Origin of the sequence: Sphingomonas sp. Leaf10 (genome assembly GCF_001421245.1) — a bacterium.
Taxonomy (GTDB): Bacteria; Pseudomonadota; Alphaproteobacteria; order Sphingomonadales; family Sphingomonadaceae; genus Sphingomonas.
In genome coordinates, this window is the sequence record NZ_LMKE01000001.1 from 383,353 (window position 1) to 408,740 (window position 25,388).

At 65.2% G+C, this 25,388-nt stretch carries 22 protein-coding genes and 2 tRNA genes; 16 read left to right on the forward strand and 8 right to left on the reverse strand.

The window, feature by feature from the left end; all coding sequences use genetic code 11:
- From ASE59_RS01875 to ASE59_RS01890, 4 genes are all read right to left on the reverse strand, one after another.
- Window positions 1-1,164 (reverse strand): dihydroorotase (locus ASE59_RS01875; RefSeq protein ID WP_056451418.1); only part of this gene is annotated, 1,164 nt, incomplete at its 3' end.
- Window positions 1,161-2,150, reverse strand: a complete 990-nt coding sequence (locus ASE59_RS01880) for an aspartate carbamoyltransferase catalytic subunit (RefSeq protein ID WP_056451420.1) — start codon at window positions 2,148-2,150, stop codon at window positions 1,161-1,163. The genes ASE59_RS01875 and ASE59_RS01880, both read right to left, overlap by 4 nt.
- A 40-nt stretch (window positions 2,151-2,190) precedes the next feature.
- On the reverse strand, window positions 2,191-2,661 hold the full coding sequence (ruvX, locus tag ASE59_RS01885; protein WP_056451422.1) for a Holliday junction resolvase RuvX: 471 nt from the start codon (window positions 2,659-2,661) through the stop codon (window positions 2,191-2,193).
- The gene (locus ASE59_RS01890; RefSeq protein WP_056451424.1) at window positions 2,658-3,767 is read right to left on the reverse strand and encodes a DUF3089 domain-containing protein; all 1,110 of its coding nucleotides are present in this window, start codon (window positions 3,765-3,767) and stop codon (window positions 2,658-2,660) included. The genes ruvX and ASE59_RS01890 overlap by 4 nt, the downstream gene beginning before the upstream one ends.
- Window positions 3,768-3,871: 104 nt before the next feature.
- Between ASE59_RS01890 and gatC the strand changes: the two genes are divergently transcribed.
- From gatC to ASE59_RS01910, 4 genes are read left to right on the forward strand one after another with little or no spacing between them, the layout of a single operon-like run.
- Window positions 3,872-4,159, forward strand: a complete 288-nt coding sequence (gene gatC / locus ASE59_RS01895; protein ID WP_056451426.1) for an Asp-tRNA(Asn)/Glu-tRNA(Gln) amidotransferase subunit GatC — start codon at window positions 3,872-3,874, stop codon at window positions 4,157-4,159.
- Complete coding sequence (gene gatA, locus ASE59_RS01900; RefSeq protein ID WP_056451428.1) at window positions 4,159-5,640, forward strand: Asp-tRNA(Asn)/Glu-tRNA(Gln) amidotransferase subunit GatA; 1,482 nt, start codon at window positions 4,159-4,161, stop codon at window positions 5,638-5,640. The genes gatC and gatA overlap by 1 nt, the downstream gene beginning before the upstream one ends.
- Before the next feature lie 40 nt (window positions 5,641-5,680).
- On the forward strand, window positions 5,681-7,165 hold the full coding sequence (gene gatB, locus ASE59_RS01905) for an Asp-tRNA(Asn)/Glu-tRNA(Gln) amidotransferase subunit GatB (protein ID WP_056451430.1): 1,485 nt from the start codon (window positions 5,681-5,683) through the stop codon (window positions 7,163-7,165).
- A complete protein-coding gene (locus ASE59_RS01910; RefSeq protein WP_414899151.1) occupies window positions 7,165-7,791 on the forward strand; it encodes a peptidylprolyl isomerase in 627 nt (208 codons plus the stop codon). Before gatB ends, ASE59_RS01910 begins: the two co-directional genes overlap by 1 nt.
- A 122-nt stretch (window positions 7,792-7,913) precedes the next feature.
- Here ASE59_RS01910 and ASE59_RS01915 read toward each other — a convergent pair whose 3' ends face one another.
- A complete protein-coding gene (locus tag ASE59_RS01915) occupies window positions 7,914-8,132 on the reverse strand; it encodes a hypothetical protein (RefSeq protein ID WP_056451432.1) in 219 nt (72 codons plus the stop codon).
- A 1-nt stretch (window position 8,133) separates the two neighbouring features.
- Window positions 8,134-8,352 carry a hypothetical protein gene (locus ASE59_RS01920; RefSeq protein ID WP_056452694.1) on the reverse strand — a complete coding sequence of 73 codons (219 nt, stop codon included), beginning with the start codon at window positions 8,350-8,352 and terminating at the stop codon, window positions 8,134-8,136.
- 137 nt (window positions 8,353-8,489) lie between these two features.
- On the opposite strand from ASE59_RS01920, the gene ASE59_RS01925 reads away from it, so the two are divergent.
- The 7 genes from ASE59_RS01925 to ASE59_RS01955 all read left to right on the forward strand — a co-directional run bounded on the left by ASE59_RS01925 (window position 8,490) and on the right by ASE59_RS01955 (window position 15,454).
- Window positions 8,490-8,574: transfer RNA gene (locus ASE59_RS01925), tRNA-Leu, on the forward strand.
- 66 nt (window positions 8,575-8,640) lie between these two features.
- The gene (gene tig / locus ASE59_RS01930; RefSeq protein ID WP_056451434.1) at window positions 8,641-10,257 is read left to right on the forward strand and encodes a trigger factor; all 1,617 of its coding nucleotides are present in this window, start codon (window positions 8,641-8,643) and stop codon (window positions 10,255-10,257) included.
- Window positions 10,258-10,367: 110 nt separating this feature from the next.
- On the forward strand, window positions 10,368-11,294 hold the full coding sequence (locus ASE59_RS01935; RefSeq protein WP_056451436.1) for a glycosyltransferase family 2 protein: 927 nt from the start codon (window positions 10,368-10,370) through the stop codon (window positions 11,292-11,294).
- Window positions 11,295-11,387: 93 nt separating this feature from the next.
- Window positions 11,388-12,017: an ATP-dependent Clp protease proteolytic subunit gene (locus tag ASE59_RS01940; RefSeq protein ID WP_056451438.1), complete on the forward strand. Its 630-nt coding sequence runs from the start codon at window positions 11,388-11,390 to the stop codon at window positions 12,015-12,017.
- Window positions 12,018-12,144: 127 nt separating this feature from the next.
- Window positions 12,145-13,410: an ATP-dependent Clp protease ATP-binding subunit ClpX gene (gene clpX / locus ASE59_RS01945; protein ID WP_055756400.1), complete on the forward strand. Its 1,266-nt coding sequence runs from the start codon at window positions 12,145-12,147 to the stop codon at window positions 13,408-13,410.
- 100 nt (window positions 13,411-13,510) lie between these two features.
- Window positions 13,511-14,221: an HAD family hydrolase gene (locus ASE59_RS01950; protein ID WP_056452697.1), complete on the forward strand. Its 711-nt coding sequence runs from the start codon at window positions 13,511-13,513 to the stop codon at window positions 14,219-14,221.
- Between the two features lie 66 nt (window positions 14,222-14,287).
- The gene (locus tag ASE59_RS01955; RefSeq protein ID WP_235515605.1) at window positions 14,288-15,454 is read left to right on the forward strand and encodes a calcium:proton antiporter; all 1,167 of its coding nucleotides are present in this window, start codon (window positions 14,288-14,290) and stop codon (window positions 15,452-15,454) included.
- Here ASE59_RS01955 and ASE59_RS01960 read toward each other — a convergent pair.
- Both ASE59_RS01960 and ASE59_RS01965 read right to left on the reverse strand, forming a co-directional pair.
- Entirely contained in the window at window positions 15,438-15,644 is a 207-nt protein-coding gene (locus ASE59_RS01960; protein WP_235515606.1) for a hypothetical protein, read from the reverse strand. The genes ASE59_RS01955 and ASE59_RS01960 overlap by 17 nt on opposite strands.
- 26 nt (window positions 15,645-15,670) lie before the next feature.
- Window positions 15,671-17,371 carry a M1 family metallopeptidase gene (locus ASE59_RS01965; protein WP_235515607.1) on the reverse strand — a complete coding sequence of 567 codons (1,701 nt, stop codon included), beginning with the start codon at window positions 17,369-17,371 and terminating at the stop codon, window positions 15,671-15,673.
- 94 nt (window positions 17,372-17,465) lie between these two features.
- Here ASE59_RS01965 and lon point away from each other — a divergent pair, with 94 nt between their 5' ends.
- From lon to ASE59_RS01990, 5 genes are all read left to right on the forward strand, one after another.
- Complete coding sequence (lon, locus tag ASE59_RS01970) at window positions 17,466-19,949, forward strand: endopeptidase La (protein WP_056451444.1); 2,484 nt, start codon at window positions 17,466-17,468, stop codon at window positions 19,947-19,949.
- 184 nt (window positions 19,950-20,133) lie between these two features.
- A complete protein-coding gene (locus ASE59_RS01975) occupies window positions 20,134-20,406 on the forward strand; it encodes an HU family DNA-binding protein (RefSeq protein WP_055756411.1) in 273 nt (90 codons plus the stop codon).
- Window positions 20,407-20,457: 51 nt separating this feature from the next.
- Window positions 20,458-20,532 (forward strand) — tRNA-Val (locus ASE59_RS01980).
- Between the two features lie 268 nt (window positions 20,533-20,800).
- Window positions 20,801-22,429: a hypothetical protein gene (locus ASE59_RS01985; RefSeq protein WP_056451446.1), complete on the forward strand. Its 1,629-nt coding sequence runs from the start codon at window positions 20,801-20,803 to the stop codon at window positions 22,427-22,429.
- 104 nt (window positions 22,430-22,533) lie between these two features.
- Complete coding sequence (locus ASE59_RS01990; protein WP_056451448.1) at window positions 22,534-25,350, forward strand: TonB-dependent receptor domain-containing protein; 2,817 nt, start codon at window positions 22,534-22,536, stop codon at window positions 25,348-25,350.
- The last annotated feature ends 38 nt before the right edge of the window (window positions 25,351-25,388 follow it).

Here is a 25,388-nt window from a genome sequence, read left to right on the forward strand (position 1 = left end):
GCCCTGCACCGGCAGCCCGTCGAACGGCGTGTTCGCGGCCTTGCCCGCCAATGCATCGGCCCGGACCTGCCACGGCGTACCTTGATCGATGACGATCAGGTCGGCGGGGGCGCCGGCCGCCAACGTCCCCGAATGCAGGCCGAGCAATTTGGCGGGGTTGCGCGCCAGCAACGCGAACAGGCGGTCGAGTTCGATCAACCCGTCGCGCACCAGCCCCAGTCCCAGCGACAACAGCGTTTCCGCCCCCGCCATGCCGGGTTCCGAATCGGCGAAGGGCAGGCGCTTGGCCTCCGGTCCACGCGGGTCATGGCCCGAACACAATACGTCGATTGTCCCGTCCGCCAGCGCGGCGCGCGCCGCCCGGCGATCGCTTTCGTCGCGCAGCGGCGGCGAGAGATGCGCGAAGGTGCGGAAATCGCTCATCGCGATGTCGGAAAAATACAGATGGGCAGGGGTGATGCCGCACGTCACGCGAACCCCGCGCCGCTTCGCCGCACGGATCAGATCGAAGCCGGCGGCGGTCGTCACCTGCCGGAAGTGCAGCCGCGCGCCGGTATCCTCCGCCAGCATCAGGTCGCGCGCGATCGCCAACGCCTCGGCCGTGGCCGGCGCCGCGGGCAGGCCCAGCCGGGTCGCAGTCTCGCCCGACGTCGCGACCGCATCACCGGCAAGGCCACCATCCTCGGCATGGGCGACGACAACGAGGTCGCAGTCCCGTGCATAGGCGAGGACCTTGCGCATCACCCCGCTGTCCGCGATCCAGCGTCGCCCGGTCGCCACCGCCACCGCGCCCGCTTCGGCATTGATCGCCATTTCGGCAAGGTCGGTGCCGCGCAGACCCTGCGTCGCGGCCGACAGCGGGTGGATCCAGATGTCGGGCTTGCCCATATGTGCCGCCCGCGCGACGATGCCCGGATCGTCCAGCACCGGCGCCTGATCGGGCATCAGCCCGACGCGAACGATCCCGCCCGCCCGGCACGCGGCGGCATCGATCCCGAAGACGCCGAGATCGACGATCGCGGGCGCCAGCAGCTTGCCCGAAATGTCGATGCGTTCGGCATCGGCTGCGTAGGGGGCGATGACGTCACTCGTTATCGCAAGGTCGCCGCTACGCACGCCGCCATCGGGGCAGACCAGCGTGCCGCCGGTGAAGATCATGTTCATGCCCAGCCCTCCACGCCGCGGCTGCGCCGGGTCAGTACGTCGAGGCACGCCATGCGCACCGCGACGCCCATCTCGACCTGTTCGGTGATGGTCGATCGTTCGGGATCGTCGGCGACGTCGCTAGTGATCTCGATCCCCCGATTCATCGGTCCCGGATGCATGACGATCGCGTGCGGCTCGGCGCGTTTCAGCCGTTCGCGGGTCAGGCCGTAGCGGAGGTGATATTCCCGGCTCGACGGGATGAAGCCGCCATTCATCCGCTCATTCTGCAAGCGCAGCATCATGACGACATCGGCCCCTTCCAATGCGGCATCGAAGTCGGTGAATGGGGTGACGCCCATCGATTCGATCGCCTGCGGCATCAGCGTCGTTGGGGCGACGACGCGGACTTCGGCCGCCAGCGTGGTGAGTGCGAGGATGTTCGACCGTGCGACGCGGCTGTGCAGAATGTCGCCGCAGATCACGACCCGCCGGTGCGCGATATCGCCGAGCCGGCGGCGGATGGTCAGTGCATCCAGCAGCGCCTGCGTCGGGTGTTCGTGCCAGCCGTCCCCGGCGTTGAGCACCGGGCAATCGACCTTGTCGGCGATCAACTGCACCGCACCCGACGAACTGTGGCGGATGACGATTACGTCGGCGCGCATCGCGTTCAGCGTGACGGCGGTATCGATCAGCGTCTCGCCCTTCTTCACGCTCGACTGGCCGGCATGCATGTTGACGACATCGGCGCCCAGCCGCTTGCCGGCGATCTCGAACGACAGCAGCGTGCGTGTGCTGTTTTCGAAGAAGGCGTTGATCTGGGTCACGCCGTCCAACCGGTGGTCGCTGGGACCGCGGCTGCGATTGGCGTCGATCCATTGTTCCGCTTCGTCGAGCAGGAACAGGATCTCATGGGGCTGCAACCCCTCGATCCCGGTCAGGTGGCGATGCGGGAAAACGGCACCCCCATCGATCATGGCGGCGGGGCGGTGGTCTGAACTAGGCATCGAGGCGATCGGTTAGGCCGGGCAGCGCCGCGACGCAAGGTCAGCCGAGTGGCACATTGACCAGCGCGTCGATCGCGCCTTGCAGGATGTACGCGGCGGCGAGTTTGTCGACGCGTTCGGCGCGTTTCGCGCGGCTGAGATCCTCGGCGATCATCTGCCGCTCGACCGCGACCGTCGACCAGCGTTCGTCCCACAGGAAGATCGGCAGGCCGGTAGCGTCGAGATTGCGGGCAAAGGCGCGGACCGATTGCGTGCGCGGCGAATCGCTGCCGTCCATGTTCAGCGGCAGGCCGATGACGATGCCGCGTACCGATTGCTGGCGGATGAGGGTTGCGAGCTGCGCCTTGTCGGCGGTGAATTTGGTGCGGTTCACCAGCAGGGCCGGACTGGCGAAGCTCCAGCCGGCGTCGCACAGCGCCGTGCCGATCGTCTTGGTCCCGACGTCCAGCCCGATCAGCCGTCCGCCATCCGGCAGCGCGTCGCGAAAGACGGCGCGGTCTTCGGTAATCATCGTTTCTCCCAAGCAGCCAGCCGGCGCAGCGCGTCGGCGCGGACATTCGCCCAGAACAGGCTGTAATCATACACGTGCCAGTTATTGCCCGGCAGCACATAGGGGCCGAGATCGGGCGGATTGTCGCCGATCAGCAGGAAACCGCGTTCGTCGCAGCGCGCGGGGACCAACCCCGGTGCCATGGTCGCATCGGTCAACGCCTTGTCGGGGATCAGCGTACCCTGGTTGACGCTCGCCGGCGCGGCGGCACTGGCGGTGCCGGTCAGCGGGTTCGTGCAGACCATCGGCGTGCCCTTTCGCGGGCGGCCGTCGAAGCCGGTCGAGGCGTCATATTGGTCGACGATCAACGCCGGGTCGGCGGGTTCGGCGAAGCTCTGCCATGACAGGATGCAACCGGCCTGACCGGCTGCGGCGCATTCGGGCAGGCCAAGCGCGGTCAGATCGGTCGCCTTCGACACCGGCCAACCGACGACATAGGCGGCGACGATGCGGCGGGCGAGGGGCGTCCCGGCGACCTTTTCGCGCAGCAGGCGCGTCAGGTGCAGCGCGCCCTGGCTATGTCCTGCAAGGATGATGGGACGCTTCGGATCGGCCTCGGCGACGAACGTGTCGAACGCCGCCGCGACGTCGCGATAGGCGAGGTCGAGCGCCTGCGTCGCCGCGGCATCGCCGGTCAGGAACGCGCCGAACGTCGCCTGCCGATAACGCGGCGCCCAGACCCGGCCGGCGGCGCTGAACGCGCTGGCCTGTCCGCGCAGGAACACTTGCGCCCGGCCATTGGTCTCGCTGTCGTTCAGCGCCGCGTTCCACCGGTCGGTGCCGACGAACGAAGTCGGGTGGACGAAAAAGATCTCGGCATTGCCGGGTGCGGTTCGCGCAAGCCCCTGCGGCAACCAGTCGACCGGCGTGTTGATCAGCCCCGGCCGGGCGAACCACATCGCGCGGTCGGCATAGGCGTTGCCGGGCATCGCCGGTTCGGCGCGGAACGCCACGCTTGGCACCATCGCGCGGCGCAACAGGTCGTTGCCGAACAGGCGAAAGGCGAACATCGCGGCGATCGCCAGGACGATCAGTGCCGCCACGACATACAGGAATTTGCGCGCCAACCGTCTCTCCGCCGCTATCGCCGCCTTGGTGGGCGAAGCGGCGTTCCCGCGCAACCGCTTTGCGGCGCTTGTGGGGGGCGCGGCAGGATGCTAGCCGCCGTGCCATGTCCGTCGAACCTGCAACCGTCAAACGCGTGGCCGGCCTTGCCCGTATCGCGATCACCGATGCCGAAGCCGAAAAGCTGGCACCCGAACTCGGCAATATCCTCGGCTGGATCGAGCAATTGGGCGAAGTCGATACCCACGGCGTCGAGCCGATGACTGCGGTCATCCCCAACCATCTGCGCCTGCGCGACGACGTCGTCACCGATGGCGATGTCCGTGACCGCGTGCTCGCCAATGCGCCGCAGGGCGAGCATGGCTTTTTCACCGTTCCGAAAGTGATCGAATAGTGTCGAATCTGACCGACCTTGGCGTCGCCGCGATCCGCGACGGCGTACGCGGCGGCGATTTCTCCGCCTGTGATGTCGCCGATGCGTTCATCGACGCGGTCGCCGCTGCGAAGCCGCTCAACGCCTTCCTCGTCGAAACCCCCGACCATGCCCGTGCCGCCGCCAAGGTGGCCGACGAGGCGCGGGCAGCGGGTGAGACGCTCAAGCCGCTGGCCGGCGTGCCGATCGGCATGAAGGACCTGTTCTGTACGCAGGGCGTCGAGACGACGGCAGCGAGCGGCATCCTGAAAGGCTTCGTGCCGCAATATGAGTCGACCGTTTCCGGCAATCTGTGGAATGCCGGTGCGGGGATGCTCGGCAAGCTGAACCTCGACCAGTTCGCGATGGGATCGTCCAACGAAACCAGCGCGTTTGGTAACGTGATCTCGCCATGGCGGCGGCCGGGCGATACCGCGCCGATGGCGCCGGGCGGGTCGTCGGGCGGGTCGTCGGCGGCGATCGCGGCGCGGCTGTGCCCGGCGGCGACCGGTACCGATACCGGCGGCTCGATCCGTCAGCCGGCTGCGTTCGTCGGCATCACCGGCATCAAGCCGACCTATGGCCGCTGCTCGCGCTATGGCGTGGTTGCCTTCGCCTCGTCGCTGGATCAGGCCGGGCCGATGGCGCGCGACGTGCGCGACTGTGCGATCATGCTGGAGGCGATGGCCGGGTTCGATCCGAAGGATTCGACCTCGCTCGATCTGCCGGTGCCGGCGTGGGAAGCGGGGCTGAACGCCGACCTGCGCGGCAAGCGCGTCGGTATCCCGAAGGAATACCGCGTCGACGGTATGCCAGCGGAGATCGAGGCGCTGTGGCAGCAGGGCATTGATTGGCTCAAGGATGCGGGCGCGGAGATCGTCGAGGTTTCGCTGCCGCACACCAAATATGCGCTGCCGGCCTATTACATCATCGCGCCGGCCGAAGCGTCGACGAACCTCGCCCGCTATGACGGTGTGCGCTTCGGCCAGCGGGTGCTGCCCGAGGGGGCGGGATTGCAAGACATGTACGCTGCGACCCGCGCCGCCGGCTTCGGTGACGAAGTGAAGCGTCGGATCATGATCGGCACCTATGTGCTCTCGGCCGGCTTCTACGACGCGTACTATACGCAGGCGCAGAAGGTGCGGACGCTGATCGCTCGCGACTTCGAAGCGGCGTTCGAACAGTGCGACGTGCTGCTGACCCCGACCGCGCCGTCGGCGGCGTTTGCGCTGGGCGAAAAGAGCGCCGATCCGATCGCGATGTATCTGAACGACGTCTTCACCGTGCCGTCGTCGCTTGCCGGCTTGCCCGCGATGAGTGTTCCGGGCGGCGTCGACAAGGACGGGCTGCCGCTCGGGCTACAGATCATCGGCAAGCCGCTTGATGAGCAGGGCGTGCTGAACGCCGGTCTGGCGATCGAGCAGCGGGCCGGGTTCGTCGCGCGTGCGGATAAATGGTGGTGATTGGCCGCGCCGCCTTCGGGCGGTGCGAGAGGAATGCGAAATGACTGAATCGAACTACCGCATCCGTGGCGCGACCGGCGACTGGGAGGTCGTGATCGGCCTCGAAGTCCATGCGCAGGTCACGTCGAACGCCAAGCTGTTCTCCGGCGCGGCGACCGCGTTCGGTGCCGAACCGAATACGCAGGTGGCGCTGGTCGACGCGGCGATGCCGGGCATGCTCCCGACCCCGAACCGCGAATGCATTCGGCAGGCGGTGCGGACCGGCATGGCGATCGATGCGGTGATCAACAAATGGTCGCGGTTCGACCGCAAGAATTATTTCTACGCCGATCTGCCGCAGGGTTACCAGATCAGCCAGCTCTACCATCCGCTGGTCGGCGAAGGCGTAGTCGAGATCGTGCTCGACGAAAAGGACCCGAACAGCGTCCGCAAGGCGATCGGTGTCGAGCGCATCCATGTCGAACAGGATGCCGGCAAGCTGATGCACGACCAGCATCCGACGCGCTCCTATGTGGACCTCAACCGCTCGGGCGTAGCGCTGATGGAAATCGTCAGCCGTCCCGACATGCGTTCGCCAGCAGAAGCAGGTGCTTACCTATCGAAGCTCAGGACCATTCTCCGCTATGTCGGATCGTGCGACGGCAATATGGACCAGGGGTCGATGCGCGCCGACGTCAACGTGTCGGTGCGCCGTCCGGGCGAGGAACTGGGTACGCGGACCGAGACGAAGAACGTCAATTCGGTGCGCTTCGTCATGGCCGCGATCGAATATGAGGCGAACCGGCAGGTCGCGGTTCTGGAGGATGGCGGCCGCATAGTGCAGGAAACCCGCCTGTTCGATCCCGACAAGGGCGTGACCCGGTCGATGCGGTCGAAGGAAGATGCGCACGACTATCGCTACTTCCCCGATCCTGACCTGCTGCCGCTCGAACTCGACGATGCGTTCCTTGAGGAATGCCGCGCGAGCCTGCCCGAACTGCCGGATGCCAAGCGGCAGCGGTATGAGGGCGAACTCGGCCTGTCGGCGTACAACGCGGCGGTGTTGACGGCCGAAGTCGAAACGGCGCGCTGGTTCGAGGCGCTGCTGGCGGAATGCGGTTCGGACGTGCCAGCCAAGTCGGCTGCCAACTGGCTGATTTCGGACCTGTATGGCGCGCTGAACCGGCTAGGCAAAAATGTTGTCGACAGTCCGGTGTCACCGGCGCAGGGCGCGGAATTGCTGAAGCTCGTCGCCGACGGCACGCTGTCGGGTACGCTGTCCAAGCAGGTGTTCGAGATCATGCTCGAAACCGGGCAGGGGGCGAACGCGATCGTTGAGGAACGCGGCCTCAAGCAGACCAGCGACACCGGCGCGATCGAGGCGGTCATTGCCGAGGTCATGGAAAAGAACGCCGACAAGGTCGCCGACTATCGCGGCGGCAAGGACAAGCTGTTCGGCTTCTTCGTGGGCCAGACGATGAAGGCGATGGGCGGCAAGGCCAATCCCGGCGTGGTCAACGACCTGCTGAAAAAGGCGCTGGGATGATGAAGACGACGAGGCGCGCGCTGTTGGTGGCGATGGCACTGGCCGGTCCGGCGTTGGCCCAGACGCCGGCGCCAGAGCCGGTGGCCGAACCGCCGTTGCCGCGCGTCGCGATCGTCACGACGGCGGGCACGATGGTCGTCGAGGTCGAGACGAAGCGCGCGCCGATCACCGCGGCCAATTTCCTGCGCTATGTCGATCAAAAGCGCTTGGACGGCGTCAACTTCTACCGCGTGGTGAAGGTCGCGCCGGAGTTCGGCTTCGTCCAGTTCGGTCCGCATACCGACGCCAAGCGCAACCTGCCGCCGATCAAGCATGAGCCGACGACCCAGACCGGCCTGTCGCATATCGACGGCACGCTCTCGATTGCCCGGCTCGGTGTCGGTACGGCGCGCGGTGAGTTCACGATTTCGGTGGGTGACCAGCGGCGCGCGCTCGATGCGGCGCCGGGCGTTCCTGCGGACGGACAGGGCTATGCTGCGTTCGCGCGGATCGTCGAAGGGCGCGACGTCTTGGTGAAGATCCTCGATACGGCGGTCGATCCGGCCAAGGCGAGCAACGGTGCTTTCAAGGGCGAGATGCCCGCCGCGCCGGTGAAGGTCATCACCGCGCGGCGGATGGTTAGGTAGCGGAACTGATCCCCTCGCTGACTAGGGAGGGGCGGGGGTGGGTCCGTCCGCGAGGGAGCGGTGTGCCCGCCTCAAACCTACCCATCCCAACCCTCCCTGGGCAGGGAGGGTAGTGAAGGCGATCACTGACCGTCGCCCTCCTGATTGCGAACGACCCCACCCGATCCGCCGGCGGTGTCGGGCGAGACGGTAGGTTCGGTCGGCGACGTCGCGCCTATATCGGTTCCGCCCCGCTCGACATCGCCGTTGACGGAGTCGACCGCCTTTTCGATGTCGGTACGACGATCGGTTTCTCCTTCAGGCGGGCTGTCGGGATGGCTGCTGCGGTCACGATCGCTCATGTCAGTTTCCTTGCATGACGGGTTGGCCGGGCACCGGCGTCACGCCGGGCATCGGGCTTGGCACGTCGATATCGGGGGCGGGTACGTCGATTTCCGGTGGCGGTGCGGTGGGTTGGCCGGGTTCGGTCTGTGGAGCGGGGTGTTCGGGCGGCGGCGTGGTGGGTTCGACGCCGGGGTCGGGGGCGGGCGTTTCGGCGGGGATCGGTGGCTCGACGGGCATGGATGCGCTCTCCTTGTCGCCATCCAACGCGTCCGATCGATGCGGGTTGCGGCCGCCATGCAACTCTGCGAAGCGTGGCGACTTGCCCCGGCGTGCACGGCTGCTATAGACGCGCCCGTGCCGGCGGCGTCCGCTCGGCGGGCGTGGCGGAATTGGTAGACGCGCTGGATTTAGGTTCCAGTATCGAAAGATGTGGGGGTTCGACTCCCTTCGCCCGCACCAGTGACGCCGCCGCCCGGTCGAGGCTGGAGCCGCCCCGAATCGATTCCTTTGACGAAAGCTTCGAGAATGCAGACTGTCGAGACGTTGAACGAGGGCCTCAAGCGCGCCTACACGCTGACCATCACCGCCGCGGATATTGATTCGAAGGTCGATGCCGAGGTCAAGCGCGTTGCGCCGACCGTGAAGATGCCCGGCTTCCGCCCCGGCAAGGTGCCCGCGAACCTGATCCGCAAGATGCACGGCGAGGCGCTGGCGCAGGACGCGCTCAACAGCTCGATCCAGGACGGCATTCAGGCGCTGATCGCCGAGCAGAAGCTGCGCCCGGCCACCGCGCCGCAGGTTTCGCTCGACGGCGCCTATGCCCCGGGTCAGGATGCCGCGGTCACCGTGTCGCTGGAAGTGCTGCCCGACGTGCCGGCCCCCGCGATCGACGGACTGAAGCTGGAGCGCCTGACCGTTCCCGCCGACGAAACGGTCGTCGACCAGCAGCTCGAGCAGCTTGCCAGCAACAACAAGCGCCACGACGAAGCCGAGGAAGGCCATGAAGCCACCACCGGTGATCTGGTCGTGATGGATTTCGTCGGCAAGGTCGACGACGTCGCGTTCGATGGCGGTACCGGCGAAGGCATGGCGATCGAGATCGGATCGGGTCGCCTGATCCCCGGTTTCGAAGACCAGCTGGTCGGCGTGAAGAAGGGCGACGAGAAGACGATCAACGTCACCTTCCCCGAAGATTATCAGGCGGAAAACCTGAAGGGGAAGGCCGCGACCTTCGACTTGAAGATCACCGAAGTGAAGGTTCCCGCCGAAGGCGGTCCGGACGACGAGTTCGCCAAGTCGCTGGGTCTGGAAAGCCTCGAGCAGCTCCGCGGACTGATCAAGGGCCAGATCGAGCAGGAACTGAACGGCCTGACCCGCACCCACATGAAGCGCAAGCTGCTCGACCAGCTCGCCGCCGGCCACGATTTCGAAGTGCCGCCGTCGATGGTCGAGGCCGAGTTCGAGCAGATCTGGGCACAGCTCCAGCACGAAGCCGGCCACGAAGCCGATCCGGAAGCGGCGCGCGCCGAACTGGAAGCCGAGCGTGAGGATTACCGCCAGATCGCGGTTCGGCGCGTCCGCCTCGGCCTGCTCCTGTCGGAAATCGGTCAGGCAAATGGTATCGAGGTCAGCCAGCAGGAAATGCAGCGGTTGATCATGCAGGCTGCGCAGCAATACGGCCCGGAAGATCGCCAGCGCTTCATCCAGTATGTCCAGCAGGAGCCGATGGCGGCTGCACAGCTGCGTGCACCTCTTTACGAAGACAAGGTTGTCGACTTCCTGTTCGGCAAGGCCGAAATCACCGACCGCGAAGTGACGCGCGAGGAACTGGAAGCCGAGATCGAGAGCGAAGAAGGCGCGGTGCCGCATGTGCACGGTCCGGGCTGCGGTCACGATCACAGCCATGACAACGATCATGACCATGCCGAAGCCAAGCCGGTGACGGCGAAGGACATGGAGCCGGCCGCAGCCGACGCCCCGGCGGAAGCCGAAGCGCCGAAGAAGAAGGCTGCGACCCGCAAGGCGCCTGCCAAGAAGGCGGAAGAAGCGCCGAGCGAAGCTGCTGATGGCGAGGCTGCTCCCGCGCCTGCCAAGAAGCCGCGCGCCAAAAAGAAGACCGAGACCGAAGCCAGCGAAGGCTGACCGGGTCTGACCGAACGGCATAGGGGCCGTCCGCTTCCTGAACGGGAGCGGGCGGCCTTTTGCTGTCGGGATGCTTGCTTTCGGCGGCTCGGGGTGTTGTACGACGCGCCATGTCCATGACCGTCGCCGTCCTGCTGCCATGCTACAACGAAGAAGCCGCAATCGGCGCGACCGTCGCTGGTTTCCGCGCCGCGCTGCCGCAGGCGACGGTCTATGTCTATGACAATAATTCCACCGATCGGACGGTGGAGGTCGCCCGCGCCGCCGGCGCGGTGGTGCGGAACGAGCGCCTTCAGGGCAAGGGCGCGGTCGTGCGACGGATGTTCGCCGACATCGATGCTGATATCTATGTCATGGCTGATGGCGACGCGACCTATGATGCGGAGGCTGCACCGCAACTGGTCGCACGGTTGATCGACGAGCAACTCGACATGGTCGTCGGGCAACGGGTCAGCGAGGCGGTGCTGGCCTATCGGCGCGGCCACCGGTTCGGGAATGCCATGCTGACGGGCATGCTCGCGCGCCTGTTCGGACGGAGTTTCACCGATATCCTGTCGGGTTACCGGGTGTTCTCGCGACGCTTCGTCAAGAGTTTTCCGTCGCTGTCGGCCGGGTTCGAGATCGAGACGGAGATCAGCGTCCACGCGCTCGAACTGCGCATGCCGGTAGCCGAAGTCGCGACGCGCTATTTCGCACGGCCGGAGGGGTCGGCGTCGAAGCTGTCGACCTATGGCGACGGGTTTCGCATCGCCCGTACCATCGCCACGCTGTACCGGATCGAGCGGCCCTTGTGGTTCTTCGGCGCGATCGGGCTGGCCTTGGCTATGCTGGCGGTAATCCTCGCGGTTCCGCTCGCCATCACCTATGCGCAGACTGGGCTGGTGCCGCGCTTCCCGACGGCAATCCTTGCGACCGGCCTCGTCATTCTCGCCTCGCTCTGCCTGTTCTCGGGGTTGATTCTCGACACGGTGGTGCGTGGCCGGCGTGAAGTACGACGTCTCGCCTATCTCGCCCACCGGGCGCCCGGCGGGCACTAACCATCTTTCCGGGTGCACTGCGGCAGGGTCGCCTCTTGCGTCGCCTCTCGCGAGCGCCGATGTAGGGGGCGAAATCTACTCAGCGGGAACCCAATGCACGCTATCCACGACGCCCTCGTCCCCATCGTCATCGAACAGTCGAGCCGCGGCGAGCGCAGCTTCGATATTTATTCCCGCCTGCTGCGCGAGCGGATCGTGTTCGTGACCGGCGGCGTCGAGGATCATATGGCCTCGCTCATCACTGCCCAGTTGCTGTTCCTCGAATCGGAAAATCCGAAGAAGGACATCTGGATGTACATCAACTCGCCGGGCGGGGTGGTGACGGCCGGCATGGCGATCCATGACACGATGCAGTATATCCGTCCGCGCGTCGGCACGGTCTGCATCGGCCAGGCGGCGTCGATGGGCAGCTTCCTGCTCGCAGCGGGGGAGCCAGGCATGCGCGTCGCGCTCACCAATGCCCGCATCATGATCCACCAGCCCTCGGGCGGTGCGCAGGGCATGGCGTCGGACATTCAGATTCAGGCGAAGGAAATCCAACGCATCAAGGATCGGATGAACGCGCTGTACGTCAGATACACCGGAAAGCCGCTGGAAGAGATCGAACGCGCGATGGACCGCGATACCTTCCTCGAGGCCGAAGAAGCCAAGGCGTTCGGGCTGGTCGATCAGGTGTTCGACAAGCGTCCGGGCGCGCCGGAGGAAGCGACCCCGGCGGCGTAAGCGGCTTGGCCGACCGCGCCTCACTGGGCGGCGCGGTCGGGTAAAGTTTTAAGGCATTGCCGGATATGAGCCTGTGTGTATCCTGACAGGCGGAAAGACGCGTCACGGGACGCGGGAGATGAATTGAATGACGAAGCTCAGCGGCGGCGACTCCAAGAGCACCCTGTACTGCTCGTTCTGCGGGAAATCGCAGCATGAGGTGCGCAAGCTGATCGCGGGTCCGACCGTGTTCATCTGCGACGAATGCGTGGAACTGTGCAACGACATCATCCGAGAGGAGACGAAGTCGGCGCTGGTGGCGAAGAAGGATGGCGGGGTTCCGACGCCGCAGGAAATCTGCAACGTGCTCGACGACTATGTCATCGGACAGAAGCAGGCGAAGCGCGTCCTTTCGGTCGCGGTCCACAACCATTACAAGCGGTTGAACCACGGGCAGAAGGGTGCAGACGTCGAACTGGCGAAGTCGAACATCCTGCTCGTCGGGCCGACCGGTTGCGGTAAGACGCTGCTGGCGCAGACGCTGGCGCGCATCCTCGACGTGCCGTTCACCATGGCCGACGCGACGACCCTGACCGAAGCCGGCTATGTCGGTGAGGATGTCGAGAACATCATCCTGAAGCTGCTTCAGGCATCGGATTACAACGTCGAGCGGGCGCAGCGCGGGATCGTCTATATCGACGAAATCGACAAGATCAGCCGCAAGGCCGAAAACCCGTCGATCACCCGCGACGTGTCGGGCGAAGGCGTGCAGCAGGCGCTGCTCAAGCTGATGGAGGGCACCACCGCCTCGGTGCCGCCGCAGGGTGGCCGCAAGCATCCGCAGCAGGAGTTCCTGCAGGTCGATACGACGAACATCCTGTTCATCTGCGGCGGTGCGTTCGCGGGTCTGGAAAAGATCATCGCGGATCGTCTGCAGGGCAAGTCGATCGGCTTCGGCGCCTATGTCGCCGCGCCGGAAGAGCGCCGCACCGGCGAGGTACTGCGTCAGACCGAACCGGAGGATCTGCTGAAGTTCGGCCTGATCCCTGAATTCGTCGGCCGTCTGCCGGTGATCGCGACGCTCGAGGATCTCGACGTGGCGGCACTGATCAAGATCCTGACCGAACCGAAGAACGCGCTGGTCAAACAGTATCAGAAGCTGTTCGACATGGAGGGCGTGAAGCTCGGCTTCAACGACGAGGCGCTGGTCTCGGTGTCGAAGCGGGCGATCGAGCGCAAGACTGGCGCACGCGGGCTTCGATCGATCCTCGAAGGTATCCTGCTCGACACGATGTTCGACCTGCCGTCGATGGACGGTGTCGACGAGGTCGTCGTCGACAAGGACGTGATCGAGGGTCGCAAGGAACCGGTCCGCGTCTATGCCGAAAAGAAGAAGGCGGGCGACGCGGCATAGGCCGCGCTTCCTGACCGTCGATAAGTGGGCGTCGGGCAACCGGTGCCCGTTTCGTTTGTGCGGGCTATCGGCGCGGCATGTCGTCGGCTATCGGCGGGGCATGCCGATCGAACTCATCTGCCTCGATGCCGACGACACGCTGTGGCACAATATGCGGCATTTCGAAGAGGCGCAGGATGCCTTTGTCGCAATGCTCGAACCCTTCGCTGCTGCCGATATGGCGATGGAGACACTGGAAGCGTGCGAGGCGCGTAACCTTAAACTCTATGGCTATGGGGCCAAGGGGTTCACGCTGTCGATGATCGAAACCGCGCTCGAATTGGGCGGCGAACGACTGCCGAGCGGAGTGATTGCCGACCTGCTGGCGGCGGGACGGCGGTTGCTCGCGCATCCGGTCGAACTGCTCCACGGAATCGAAGCGACGCTCGACGCACTAGCCGAGCGCGGCCGACTGGTCCTGGTGACCAAGGGCGACCTGCTGCATCAGGAAGCGAAGCTGGCGGCCTCCGGCCTAGGCGACCGGTTTTCGGGGATCGAAATCGTTAGCGACAAGACGGTCGATACGTTCGCGCGGCTGTTCGATCGTTACGGTGTACCGGCGGAGCGTGCGGTCATGGCCGGTGATTCGATGCGATCCGATGTTCTGCCGGCGCTGGCCGCCGGGGCATGGGCGGCGTTCGTGCCACAACCGCTGGCATGGACCCATGAGGCTGCCCAGCCGCCATCTGACGAGGTCCGGTTCCGACAACTGTCCGCGTTGAGCGAGTTGCCCGACTGGATCGATACGATCGGCGGGGGGCCGATGGTATAAAGCCGCCATTCAGGGAAACATCCGGCCAGCCATGTGTTGCTTTTGCGTAACGATCATGGAGGCACGATGTCGGCGGCAAGCGACCACGAAGCGATGATGGCGGCGGAACGTGGCGAAGCCGTCGTTACCCCTGCGACCAAGCGGGCGTTGCTCGATCGAACGGCACTACCATGGTGGTCGTTGGTGATACCCGTACTGGGCCTGATCGCGATCATTCTGAATCTCGCGAAGGCGGGAGGCATCGGCGCGGGGTTGGCGGCGACTGTCATGATCGGCTGCGTGATCGCCGCGGTTCATCATGCCGAAGTCGTTGCCCACAAGGTTGGCGAGCCGTTCGGGACTTTGGTGCTGGCGGTCGCGGTTACGGTGATCGAGGTTTCGCTGATCGTATCGTTGATGCTGTCGGGATCGGGCGACGTCGCGACGCTGGCGCGCGATACCGTTTTTGCCGCGATCATGATCATCCTGAACTTCATCGTCGGAATCTGCGTGCTGGTCGGCGGTATCCGCCATCACGAGCAGCGCTTCGTCCTGCGCGGGGTCAGTGCTGCATTGTCGGTGCTGGCGGCGATGGCGGTCATGTCGCTGGTCCTGCCCAACTACACTTCTACGGTCGCCGGGCCGACGCTGTCTGCGTCGCAACTGGCGTTTGTCGCGGTGGTTTCGGTCATCCTGTATGCGACGTTCGTGATGGTGCAGACGGTGCGGCATCGTGATTATTTCCTGCCCGCGACCGACGGTTCGCTGCCGAAGGACGCGCATGCCGAACCGCCGAGCGCCGGTACTGCATGGATCGCGTTCGGCGTGTTGCTGGTCGCGCTGGTCGGGGTCGTGCTGCTGGCCAAGGATCTGTCGCCGACGATCGAGGCAGCAGTGCTGGGAGCGGGGCTGCCGCTGGCGGTGGTCGGCATCCTGATCGCGGCGCTGGTGCTGGCCCCCGAAAGTCTCGCGGCGGTGAAGGCGGCGCGCAAGGATCGCCTCCAGACCAGCCTGAACCTCGCCATGGGGTCGGCGCTGGCGACGATTGGGCTGACCATCCCCAGCGTCGCGATCGTGTCGCTGGTGATGGGCTGGCCGCTGTCGCTGGGCATTGACGGCAAGTCGACGGTGTTGTTCGCGCTGTCGTTGCTGGTATCGACCCTGACGTTGGGCAATGGGCGGACGACGGTGCTGGCCGGTATCGTCCACCTGACGATCTTTGCCGCCTATATCTTCATCACCGTCGTGCCGTGACCTGTCGGGCGGCAAGCGCCAGTCCGGCGGCGATCTGTAGCAGGGCATAGGCGCGACGGCGGCCGGGATGGCCGACAAAGGGTCGGACCAGCCATTCCGCACCGCCCGCCTGTTCCTGCCACAGTTCGACATGGCGGCGCGGCTGCAACAGGCCGAGCATCCCGTCGCCGATCATGAAGGTCGCGGCCATTTCCGCCGCACGTTTCCCAAGCTGTCTCATGGGGTTGCAACGCGTGGGCGCGGGATCGGTGCCTGCATCCGTTCGACGGCGATCGACCGGCGCAGCAGCCGCGCCATCGGGTCGATCGCCACATGTGCATCGGCGGGTAGGGCGATCGTCGCGCTGCCATCGGCCATCGGCAGCGTCTGCACCACACCATCGACTTCCACCTCGACCGGCAAGGGGAAGGGACCGTCGCCCGGCACCTTCCACCGCAGCGTCAGGGCGTTGCCGTCGCGGGTCTCGACCAGGTCGGGCAGGGTGCCCCGCCGCAGATAGACGTCGAAGAACCACCGCAGATCGCGGCCGCTTTCCTGCGCGACCGCAGTCTCGAAGTCGCGGGTCGTGGCCAGGCGGGGGCGGAAATTGCCGGGCTTCGGATCGGCTCGGCCGTAAACCAGCCGCCGGGTCGCCGCGAAAAACGCCCGGTCGCCGATCAGGTGGCGCAGGCTGTGCAGCATCCACGCCCCCTTGAAATAAACGTCGGTGCCCGGCCCGGCTTTGCCCTCCATCGCCCGGGCGGTGCGGGGTACGCCCGACACCGCGGGCACCTTGGCGGCGATACGGTCGCGCTGGATCAGCATCATCGCGATATAACGGGCGTCGCCCTCGCGCCATTTCGCGTAGAGCGGCTGCATATAGGCCGCAAAGGATTCGTGGAGCCAGAAATCGTCCCAGTCGGCCGCCGTCATCTGGTTGCCGAACCATTCGTGGCTGAACTCATGCTGGAAGAGCCAGTCGAACCCCTCCGGTGCCGGCTTGTAGCCATTGCCATAGGCGTTGATCGTCTGATGTTCCATGCCGAGATAGGGTGTCTCGACCACGCCGACCTTCTGATCGGCGAACGGATAGGGGCCGATGACGCGTTCGAAGAAGTCGAGCGTCGGCGCGAACTCGGCGAACAGTCGCCCGGCTTGCGCCTCCTTGCCGGTCAGGTGCCAGAGATGGAGCGGAATGACGTTGCCGTATCGGCTGCGATACTCGCTCTTGATCTCGCTATAGGGTCCGACGCTGATCGCGAGCGCGTAGGGGTTCACCGATCCCGAATGCCAGTGCCATGTCGTGCGTCCGTCCGGCAGCCGGTCGATACCGCGCAACACGCCATTGGCCGGGGCGGACAGGCCGGCGGGGACGGTAAAGTGCAGGTCCGCTACCGCCGGCTCGCCCGCCGGGAAGTCGAGGCAGGGCCACCACAAATCGCACCCGGTCAACTGCGCGGTGGTGCCGAACCAGGGCTTACCCTGCCATTCGCTCCAGACGAAGCCGTCGTCCCACGGCGCCCGCTTCGCAACGCGCGGCTGCCCGGCATAGCGGATTTCGACCGTCGCGCGCTGCCCGGCGGTCAGCGGGTGGTCAATCGTGATTTGGCCGCCGCCCTGTCGCCAATTCGCCGTCGGCACTACGATCCCGCCGAGCGTGACCGCCGAGACGGTGAAGGCGTCGTCGAGGTCGATGACGATTCGCGGAGCCTCCGCCCTTGCATCAAGGGTCAACACCGCCCGGCCGGACAGCGAGCGCCGTTCGGGCAAAGCCTCGATCGCCAGATCGACATGCGCCAACCGCAACGCGGCACGTTCGGCCGCGACTTCACCCCCCGAACGCAGTGTCATCGGGTGGACCGGCGGGATAGGAGGCAGTTTGGGGGCAGGTGCCTGCGCGCCTGCGCCGGCCAGCAGCAACGCCAATGCGATCGTCACGATTCAGCTTCCCATCGACCGGAGATTGATGGGGCGGTAATCACCACCATATAGGTGCGTGGGTCCGGCAGTTCGGCCGGGTCGTGGAGTGTCCATGTCCGAGAATACCAATTCCGTTTCGTCCGAGCCGCTGAAGCTGCCGGTGCTGCCGCTGCGCGATATCGTCGTCTTTCCGCACATGATCGTGCCGCTGTTCGTCGGGCGCGACAAGTCGGTTGCCGCACTGGAGGCGGCGATGGCGGGATCGAAGGAAATCTTTCTCGTGGCACAGCTCGATCCGGGTGAGGACGATCCGTCGCGTGAGGACCTGTACGATGTCGGGGTCTCGGCCGAGGTCATGCAGATGCTGAAGCTGCCCGACGGCACCGTCCGGGTGCTGGTGTCGGGCAAGGCGCGCGCGACGCTGACCGAACTGGAGACGGTCGACAATTATCTGGTCGCGACGGTTACGCCGGCGAACACTGGCGACACGACGCTGGAAGCTGCTGACGAAGGCAGCGAAGAGCGCGTTGCCGAAGCGGTCGCGCAGCCGAGCGCCGAGTTGAAGGCGCTGATGCGCTCGGTCGTCGATCAGTTCGAAAATTATGCCAAGCTCAACAAGAAGCTGCCGGCCGAAACCGCGGTGCAGCTGTCCGAGCTGGACGATGCATCGCGCCTTGCCGATGCGGTCGCGGGCAATATCGCGGTCAAGGTCGCCGACAAGCAGGCGCTGCTGGTCGAGGCCGATCCGCACAAGCGGCTGGAGATGGTGTTCGCCTTCATGGAAGGCGAGCTGGGTGTGTTGCAGGTCGAGAAGAAGATCCGCAGCCGCGTGAAGCGGCAGATGGAGAAGACCCAGCGCGAATATTATCTGAACGAGCAGTTGAAGGCGATCCAGCGCGAACTCGGTAACGAGGGCGAGGATGGCGATGGCGACGAAATCGCCGAGCTGACCCAGAAGATCGCGACGCTGAAGCTCAGCAAGGAAGCGCGGACGAAGGCGACGTCGGAGCTGAAGAAGCTGAAGACCATGGCGCCGATGAGTGCCGAGGCGACGGTCGTGCGCAACTATCTCGACGTGCTGCTCGGTTTGCCATGGGGCAAGAAGTCCAAGCTGAAAAAGGACATCGCGGTCGCGCAGACGGTCCTCGACGAGGATCATTACGCGCTGGAGAAGGTCAAGGACCGGATCGTCGAATATCTGGCGGTGCAGGCGCGGACCAATAAATTGAAGGGTCCGATCCTGTGCCTCGTCGGCCCGCCGGGTGTCGGCAAGACCAGCCTCGGCAAGTCGATCGCCAAGGCGACGGGCCGCGAGTTCATCCGCCAGTCGCTCGGCGGCGTGCGCGACGAGGCCGAGATTCGCGGCCATCGTCGGACCTATATCGGGTCGCTGCCGGGCAAGATCGTTACCAACCTTCGCAAGGCTGGTGCGTCGAACCCGCTGTTCCTGCTCGACGAGATCGACAAGCTGGGTCAGGATTTCCGTGGCGATCCGGCATCGGCGCTGCTCGAGGTGCTCGACCCCGAACAGAATGCGAAGTTCAACGATCACTATCTGGAGATCGACATCGATCTGTCGGACGTGATGTTCGTGTGCACCGCGAACACGCTGAACCTGCCGCAGCCGCTGCTCGACCGGATGGAGATCATCCGGCTGGAGGGCTATACCGAGGACGAGAAGGTCGAGATTGCCGAGCGGCATCTGGTCGCCAAGCAGGTCGATGCGCACGGCTTGAAGGCCGGTGAGTTCGAACTGAGCCAAGCGGGCCTGCGCGACCTCATCCGCTATTATACGCGGGAAGCCGGCGTCCGGACGCTGGAGCGTGAGATCGCCAAGCTGGCCCGCAAGGCGCTGCGGCGCATCCTCGAAGGCAAGGCGTCGTCGGTTACCGTTACGCCGGAAAACCTTTCGGAGTTCGCCGGCGTGCGCAAATATCGCTTCGGTGTGGGCGAGGAAGAGCATCAGATCGGTGCGGTTACCGGCCTTGCCTGGACCGAAGTCGGCGGCGAATTGCTGACGATCGAAAGCGTTACCGTGCCGGGCAAGGGTTCGGTCAAGACGACCGGCAAGCTCGGCGACGTGATGAAGGAATCGGTCGAAGCGGCGTGGAGCTACGTCAAGGCCCGCTCGCCGGGCTATGGCATCAAGCCGAGCCTGTTCCATCGCAAGGACGTGCACATCCACCTGCCCGAAGGCGCGGTGCCGAAGGACGGTCCGTCGGCCGGCATTGGTCTGGTCACGTCGATCGTGTCGACGTTGACGGGTGTGCCGGTCCGGCGTGAGGTTGCGATGACCGGCGAGGTGACGCTGCGTGGTCGCGTGCTGCCGATCGGCGGCTTGAAGGAAAAGCTGCTGGCGGCGTTGCGCGGTGGCATCACGACCGTGTTGATCCCGGTCGAGAATGAAAAGGATCTGGCGGAAATCCCGACCAACATCCGCACCGGGCTGGAAATCATTCCGGTTTCGCATGTCGATGAAGTGCTGCGACTCGCATTGACCGAACCGCTGACCGCGATTGATTGGACAGAGGCGGACGATCTGGCCGCGCAGCCGCCGGTGCCGGTGCCGGGTATCGCCGAATCGCGGCCGCATTGATCGGGGGGCGGGGCGGTCATCACCGTCCCGCCGGCTTCGCCCAAGCGACGTACGGCGGCGATATTACGCAATCCATTGGATTGCGCTCACTTTGCCAATTTGCTTTGACAGCGTTCGACGCAGCGGCCTTATTGCCGCGTTCGAGTCTGACTATATTTTTTCGAGACGAAGGGGGTTCCACGGGATGAACAAGCAGGAGCTGATCGGGCAGGTCGCCGACCATTCGGGGCTTACCCGCGGCGATGCGATGAAGGCGGTCGAAGCGGTGTTCGACGTCATCTCGGCGGCGCTCAAGAAGGGCGACGAAGTGCGCCTCGTCGGATTCGGCACGTTTTCGGTGTCGAAGCGCAAAGCGTCGACCGGCCGTAATCCGCGCACCGGCGAACCGATGACGATCAAGGCGTCGTCGCAGCCGAAGTTCAAGGCCGGCAAGGGCCTGAAGGATTCGGTGAATTAAGGTCTGGACAGCATGGCCGGACCCCTTTAGGGAGCCGGCCTCCGGGTTTCCGGGCGCGTAGCTCAGCGGTAGAGCACACCCTTCACACGGGTGGGGTCACAGGTTCAATCCCTGTCGCGCCCACCAGATCAACGGCCGTCCGGCACGTCAGACCTCTGTTTCGAGGCGACGTGCCGGGCGGCCGTTTCTGATTCCGGCTGCGTGCAACCTGTTCGCGCTACCATGTCATAAAACCGAAACCATAACGTCTCCGAAACTTCATCGGAATCGCATGTTCCCGTCATGCGCCATCCCTAACGCGGCGGCCGTGGGTCGGCCGAAGGGGGAGCCTTGGACGATCGCCGGGTTTCGCGCCCGCACAACGACCAACCAAGTTTCGGGAGTTTCATCGGTGATGGCCAGCAGCAAGCGCTTCGGCTTTATTCTCATGGCGACGACGGCCTGCGCGGCGCTCGCCGGGTGCAGCGGCGCCGATGGCGTCGCCTCGCCGGGTGCCGGCAGCATCAACGTGACCGTGCCGGCGCCCACCCCGACGCCCACCCCGACCTCGACCGCGCCGAGCGCGATCACCGCCGCGCAGTTTGCCGCGCAGACGACGGTCAACGGCATCACGATCACGTCGGACGAACAGTTGGCGATCGTCAACGCCGGTACCAACAACAACGTCAATGGCGTCGGTTCGGTGCTGAACGGCGTGTATCCGGTCGGGGCGACGTCGCTGACGACCGCGACCGATCCGTCGACGATCAACAGCTTCTTCACCAGCACCAACTATGTCGGCGCGCTGAACGGCCCGACTGACACGGCTTTCCAGGGCTGGACCTGCAACTCGACCTCGGCCGAGTTCGGTGGTTCGGGCGCGCGCTGCACCGCGGTGCCGTCGATCGGCACCTATGCCGCTGCGACCTCGGTCTGCCCGACCGGCACGACCGACGACGGCACGAACAGCTCGTCGAGCCCGACGCTGCGCTACTGCCGCCTGCCGCAGAACATCACGACCGACCTGTCGCTGCCGAAGATCGCAGGCGTCGTCTATCGCCTGCGCGGTCAGACCGAAGTTGGTCGCGACGAAGGGAGCGTTGGCGCAAGTGGTGTGACGCTGACGATCGCCGCCGGTTCGGTGATCGCTGCCGACTCGTCGGAAAATACCAACGACCTGCTGCTGGTGAACCGTGGTTCGAAGATCTCGGCCATCGGCACCCGCGACGCACCGATCGTCTTCACCTCGCAGCAGAACCTGGTGAACAACGGCGTGTCCGACGCGTCGCAGGGTCAGTGGGGCGGCATCATCCTGCTCGGCCGTGCGCCGACCGCGGTCTGCGCCACCGGCACCGGCCCGAACAATGCTAACGGTTCGTCGACCACCTGTCAGCAGGCGATCGAGGGTGTGACCGGTCGCTTCTATGGCGGGCCGAACGCCGCGGACAATTCGGGCCAGATGTCGTATGTCCAGATCCGCTATTCGGGCATCGCGATCAGCGACGGCAACGAACTGCAGGGCCTGACGCTGGGCGGTACCGGCAGCGGCACCGTGCTGGATCATATCCAGAGCCACAATTCGGCCGATGACGGCATCGAAATCTTCGGTGGCACGACGAACCTGAAGTACATCGCCATCACCGGCGCCGACGACGACGGCTTCGACATCGACAACGGCTATCGCGGCTTCATGCAGTTCATGATCGCGGCGCAGCGTCTGGTCGGCGCGACCGCCGACTCGTTCTCGACCGAGATCGACTCGAACAACGGCGAAGACCTGCTGCCGCGTACCTACAGCACCTATGCCAACTTCACCTTCATCCAGACCGCGCTCGCCCCGGCGGCGATCCGTCAGCGCGGCGGTTCGGACATGCGCTATGTCAACGGCGTGGTGAAGTCGGTCGGCAACGTGGCCTGCGTCAACCTGATCGCTGGCGAAACCAGCGCCTCGGATCGCTCGACGATCCGCGCGGCCGACACGACCAAGCAGGATGCCGGCCCGCCGGTGTTTTCGTCGGTCTACTTCGCCTGCCAGGGCCGTTGATCCGACCCGTCGCGTAACCCGCGATGACACGCCGATGCCGGGGCGGGCCGCTACGCCCGTCCCGGCATTCGCTCTTTTAAGAATTTCAAGGTGGATCAACGGTCATGCAGCACCGCCGCGCTTACGCAACACTCCTTCTCCTGACGTCGCAGCTGGTTGCGCCGGCCGTGCTGGCGCAGTCGACGACGCCGGCCGCCCCCGCCGCTGCGACGCCGCCGGTCGTGCAGACCGGCACCCAACCCGATACCGCAACGTCCGCACCGCAGGACGGCACGACGACCGACGCCCCCGCCGAAGTTTCGTCGCCCGGTTTCGATGAAGCCGCCGGCGAGGAAATCGTCGTCGTCGGTCGCAACATCCCGAACGTGGTCCGCGCCACACCGCAGATCGTGTCGGTCCTGTCCGAAGCCGACATCGCCCGCACCGGCGACGGCGACATTGCCGGCGCACTGACCCGCGTGACCGGCCTGTCGGTCGTCGGCGGCGGCTTCGTCTATGTCCGCGGTCTCGGCGATCGCTACTCGTCGTCGCTGCTCAACGGGTCGCCCTTGCCGAGCCCCGAGCCACTGCGCCGTTCGGTCCCGCTCGACATTTTCCCGACGTCGATCGTCGGATCGGCGCTGGTGCAGAAGACCTATTCGGTCAACTTCCCCGGCGAATTCGGCGGCGGTGTCATCAACCTGACGTCGAAGGCGATCCCCAAGAAGAACTTCCTGTCGATCGGCGGATCGATCGCCGCCGATACGGTCACGACCAGCGAGCTCGGCTATGTCTATGCCGGCGGCAAGAGCGACTGGATCGGCTATGACGACGGAACCCGCGGTGTGCCGTCGTTCATCCGCAATGCCGACAAGGGTTCGGGTCTGATCCCGGTCGCGCAGGTCGCCCAGCTCGACAATGCCCGCACCTCGCTGTTGCAGGTCAACAACCAGCTGCCCGCCAATCTGTCGGGCGAAATCGCTGGCGGATCGGTGTTTGATATCGGCAGCGACCGGCTGGGCGTCATCGCGTCGCTGGGCCTGTCGAACACCTTTCGCACGCGCGATGCGACCCAGCAGGACAGCGTCAGCGAGAACGGCACCGTCCGCAACGACTTCCGCACGGTGCTGACCGACAACCGGATCGTTGCCAACGGGCTGGTCGGATTGGGCTATGAGTTCAACGATAACACGCTGCGCTGGACCAACGTCTACATCCACGACACGCTGAAGCAGGGGCGTCTTGCCGCCTCGGACAATTACAACAATTTCAGCGGCCTGCGCGTGCAGCAGAACACCAACTGGTTCGAACGTCAGCTGATCGAGAGCCAGCTGGTCGGCGAATTTAAGTTGACCGACGCGTTAAAATTCGACGCCCGCGGCGCCTTCGCCAATTCGAAGCGCAATGCGCCCTATGAGCGCCAGTTCGACTATCTCTGCTCGAACCGTACCACCAACGGCTATCCGATCACCGTTACCGATGCCCCGGTATCGCGCGGCTTCAACTGCAACGGCGCCTATCAGGTGACGCAGCGCTTCTCGCCCTTCGCCAGCGTCGTGTTCAGCGAGCTGAACGAAGACCTGTACACGGGTCAGGCGGACCTGGCGTACAAGCTGCCGACCGACCGTCCGATGACCGTATCGGCGGGCTTTTTCTATTCGAACACCGATCGCTCGTCGCGCCGCCTGCAGTTCAACTATCAGACCAGCGACGGCGCCGGCACTGCGCCGGGCTTCCCCAACAATCTGTTGCGACCCGATTATCTGCTGTCACCCGATTCGCTGTTCAACGCCTGTCCGCAGCGCGGCACCGGTGCCTGCACGATCGAGTTGCAGTTTAATACCCAGGCGGGTGCCTATGCCTATGATGCCAGCCTCGAAATCCACGCCGGCTATGTCCAGGCGGAGGCCGAGGTCTCGGACGGGCTGCGCGCCGTGGCCGGCGTTCGCTACGAAACCGCGAACGAGCAGGTCACGCCGATCAACCTGACGCCGACGATCCTCAAGAACGCCTATTGGCTGCCGGCGGGCACGCTGACGTGGAATTTCGCGTCGGACATGCAGCTTCGCTTCAGCGGTGCGAAGACGATCTCGCGTCCGCAGTTCCGTGAATTGGCCCCGCAGCAGTTCCGCGATCCCGATTCGGACCGCCTGTTCTTCGGTAACCCGAACCTGCGCGACTCCGAGCTGTGGAACCTCGAAGGGCGCTACGAATGGTTCTTCGGTCGCGATCAGCGGGTCACCGCGGCGGGCTTCTACAAGCGGATCGACAACCCGATCGAACAGGCGGGTTTCTATCCCAGCCCGGACGCCACGTTGCAGACCGGCTTCACCTACCTGCCCAAGGCGACGCTGTACGGTGCCGAGGTCGAGGCGCAGAAATATGTGCCGCTCAGCGGTCTCGGCAATTTCTTTGCCACGCGCCGCCTGCTGCTGCTCGCCAACTATACCTATACCCAGTCGCAGATCACCGCGGACGGCACCTGCGTGCCGAACCCGGCGGCGGCGCTGGGGTCGCCGGGGATCGGCGGCTGTCAGGCGGGTTTCGGCCGGGCGAACGCTCTGTTCCGTGATGGCGCACCGCTGACCGGACAGTCGGACCATCTGGTCAACGTCCAGATCGGCGTCGAGGATACGGCGGCGCTGTCGCAGCTGACGTTGCTGTTCAACTATGCCAGCGACCGCGTGACCAATCGCGGTCCGTCGAACCTGTCGGGTGCGGGGTTCCAGCCCGATATCGTCGAACGTCCCGGCATTCGCCTCGACCTAGTCGGGCGGCAGGGCTTCGAGGTTGCCGGGGCGCAATTGGAAGTGAAGGCCGAAGCCCGGAACCTGACGGGCACGCGCTACAGCGAAAGCCAGAATTTCAGCGGTAATCAGGTCTATATAAACCGCTACGATCTGGGTCGGGTCTTCTCGCTTGGCATCACTGCGCAATTCTGATCGGGTGACAGATGCGGGACGGGCCGTCGGCAGCGATG

Bases quoted from the DNA above. Each gene is read 5' to 3' on its own strand.
- ASE59_RS01880 (WP_056451420.1), bottom strand. From the start codon at position 2,150: ATGCCTAGTTCAGACCACCGCCCCGCCGCCATGATCGATGGGGGTGCC.
- ruvX (WP_056451422.1), bottom strand. From the start codon at position 2,661: ATGATTACCGAAGACCGCGCCGTCTTTCGCGACGCGCTGCCGGATGGC.
- gatC (WP_056451426.1), top strand. From the start codon at position 3,872: ATGTCCGTCGAACCTGCAACCGTCAAACGCGTGGCCGGCCTTGCCCGT.
- gatB (WP_056451430.1), top strand. From the start codon at position 5,681: ATGACTGAATCGAACTACCGCATCCGTGGCGCGACCGGCGACTGGGAG.
- ASE59_RS01910 (WP_414899151.1), top strand. From the start codon at position 7,165: ATGAAGACGACGAGGCGCGCGCTGTTGGTGGCGATGGCACTGGCCGGT.
- ASE59_RS01915 (WP_056451432.1), bottom strand. From the start codon at position 8,132: ATGAGCGATCGTGACCGCAGCAGCCATCCCGACAGCCCGCCTGAAGGA.
- ASE59_RS01920 (WP_056452694.1), bottom strand. From the start codon at position 8,352: ATGCCCGTCGAGCCACCGATCCCCGCCGAAACGCCCGCCCCCGACCCC.
- tig (WP_056451434.1), top strand. From the start codon at position 8,641: ATGCAGACTGTCGAGACGTTGAACGAGGGCCTCAAGCGCGCCTACACG.
- ASE59_RS01935 (WP_056451436.1), top strand. From the start codon at position 10,368: ATGTCCATGACCGTCGCCGTCCTGCTGCCATGCTACAACGAAGAAGCC.
- ASE59_RS01940 (WP_056451438.1), top strand. From the start codon at position 11,388: ATGCACGCTATCCACGACGCCCTCGTCCCCATCGTCATCGAACAGTCG.
- clpX (WP_055756400.1), top strand. From the start codon at position 12,145: ATGACGAAGCTCAGCGGCGGCGACTCCAAGAGCACCCTGTACTGCTCG.
- ASE59_RS01950 (WP_056452697.1), top strand. From the start codon at position 13,511: ATGCCGATCGAACTCATCTGCCTCGATGCCGACGACACGCTGTGGCAC.
- ASE59_RS01955 (WP_235515605.1), top strand. From the start codon at position 14,288: ATGTCGGCGGCAAGCGACCACGAAGCGATGATGGCGGCGGAACGTGGC.
- ASE59_RS01960 (WP_235515606.1), bottom strand. From the start codon at position 15,644: ATGGCCGCGACCTTCATGATCGGCGACGGGATGCTCGGCCTGTTGCAG.
- lon (WP_056451444.1), top strand. From the start codon at position 17,466: ATGTCCGAGAATACCAATTCCGTTTCGTCCGAGCCGCTGAAGCTGCCG.
- ASE59_RS01975 (WP_055756411.1), top strand. From the start codon at position 20,134: ATGAACAAGCAGGAGCTGATCGGGCAGGTCGCCGACCATTCGGGGCTT.
- ASE59_RS01985 (WP_056451446.1), top strand. From the start codon at position 20,801: ATGGCCAGCAGCAAGCGCTTCGGCTTTATTCTCATGGCGACGACGGCC.
- ASE59_RS01990 (WP_056451448.1), top strand. From the start codon at position 22,534: ATGCAGCACCGCCGCGCTTACGCAACACTCCTTCTCCTGACGTCGCAG.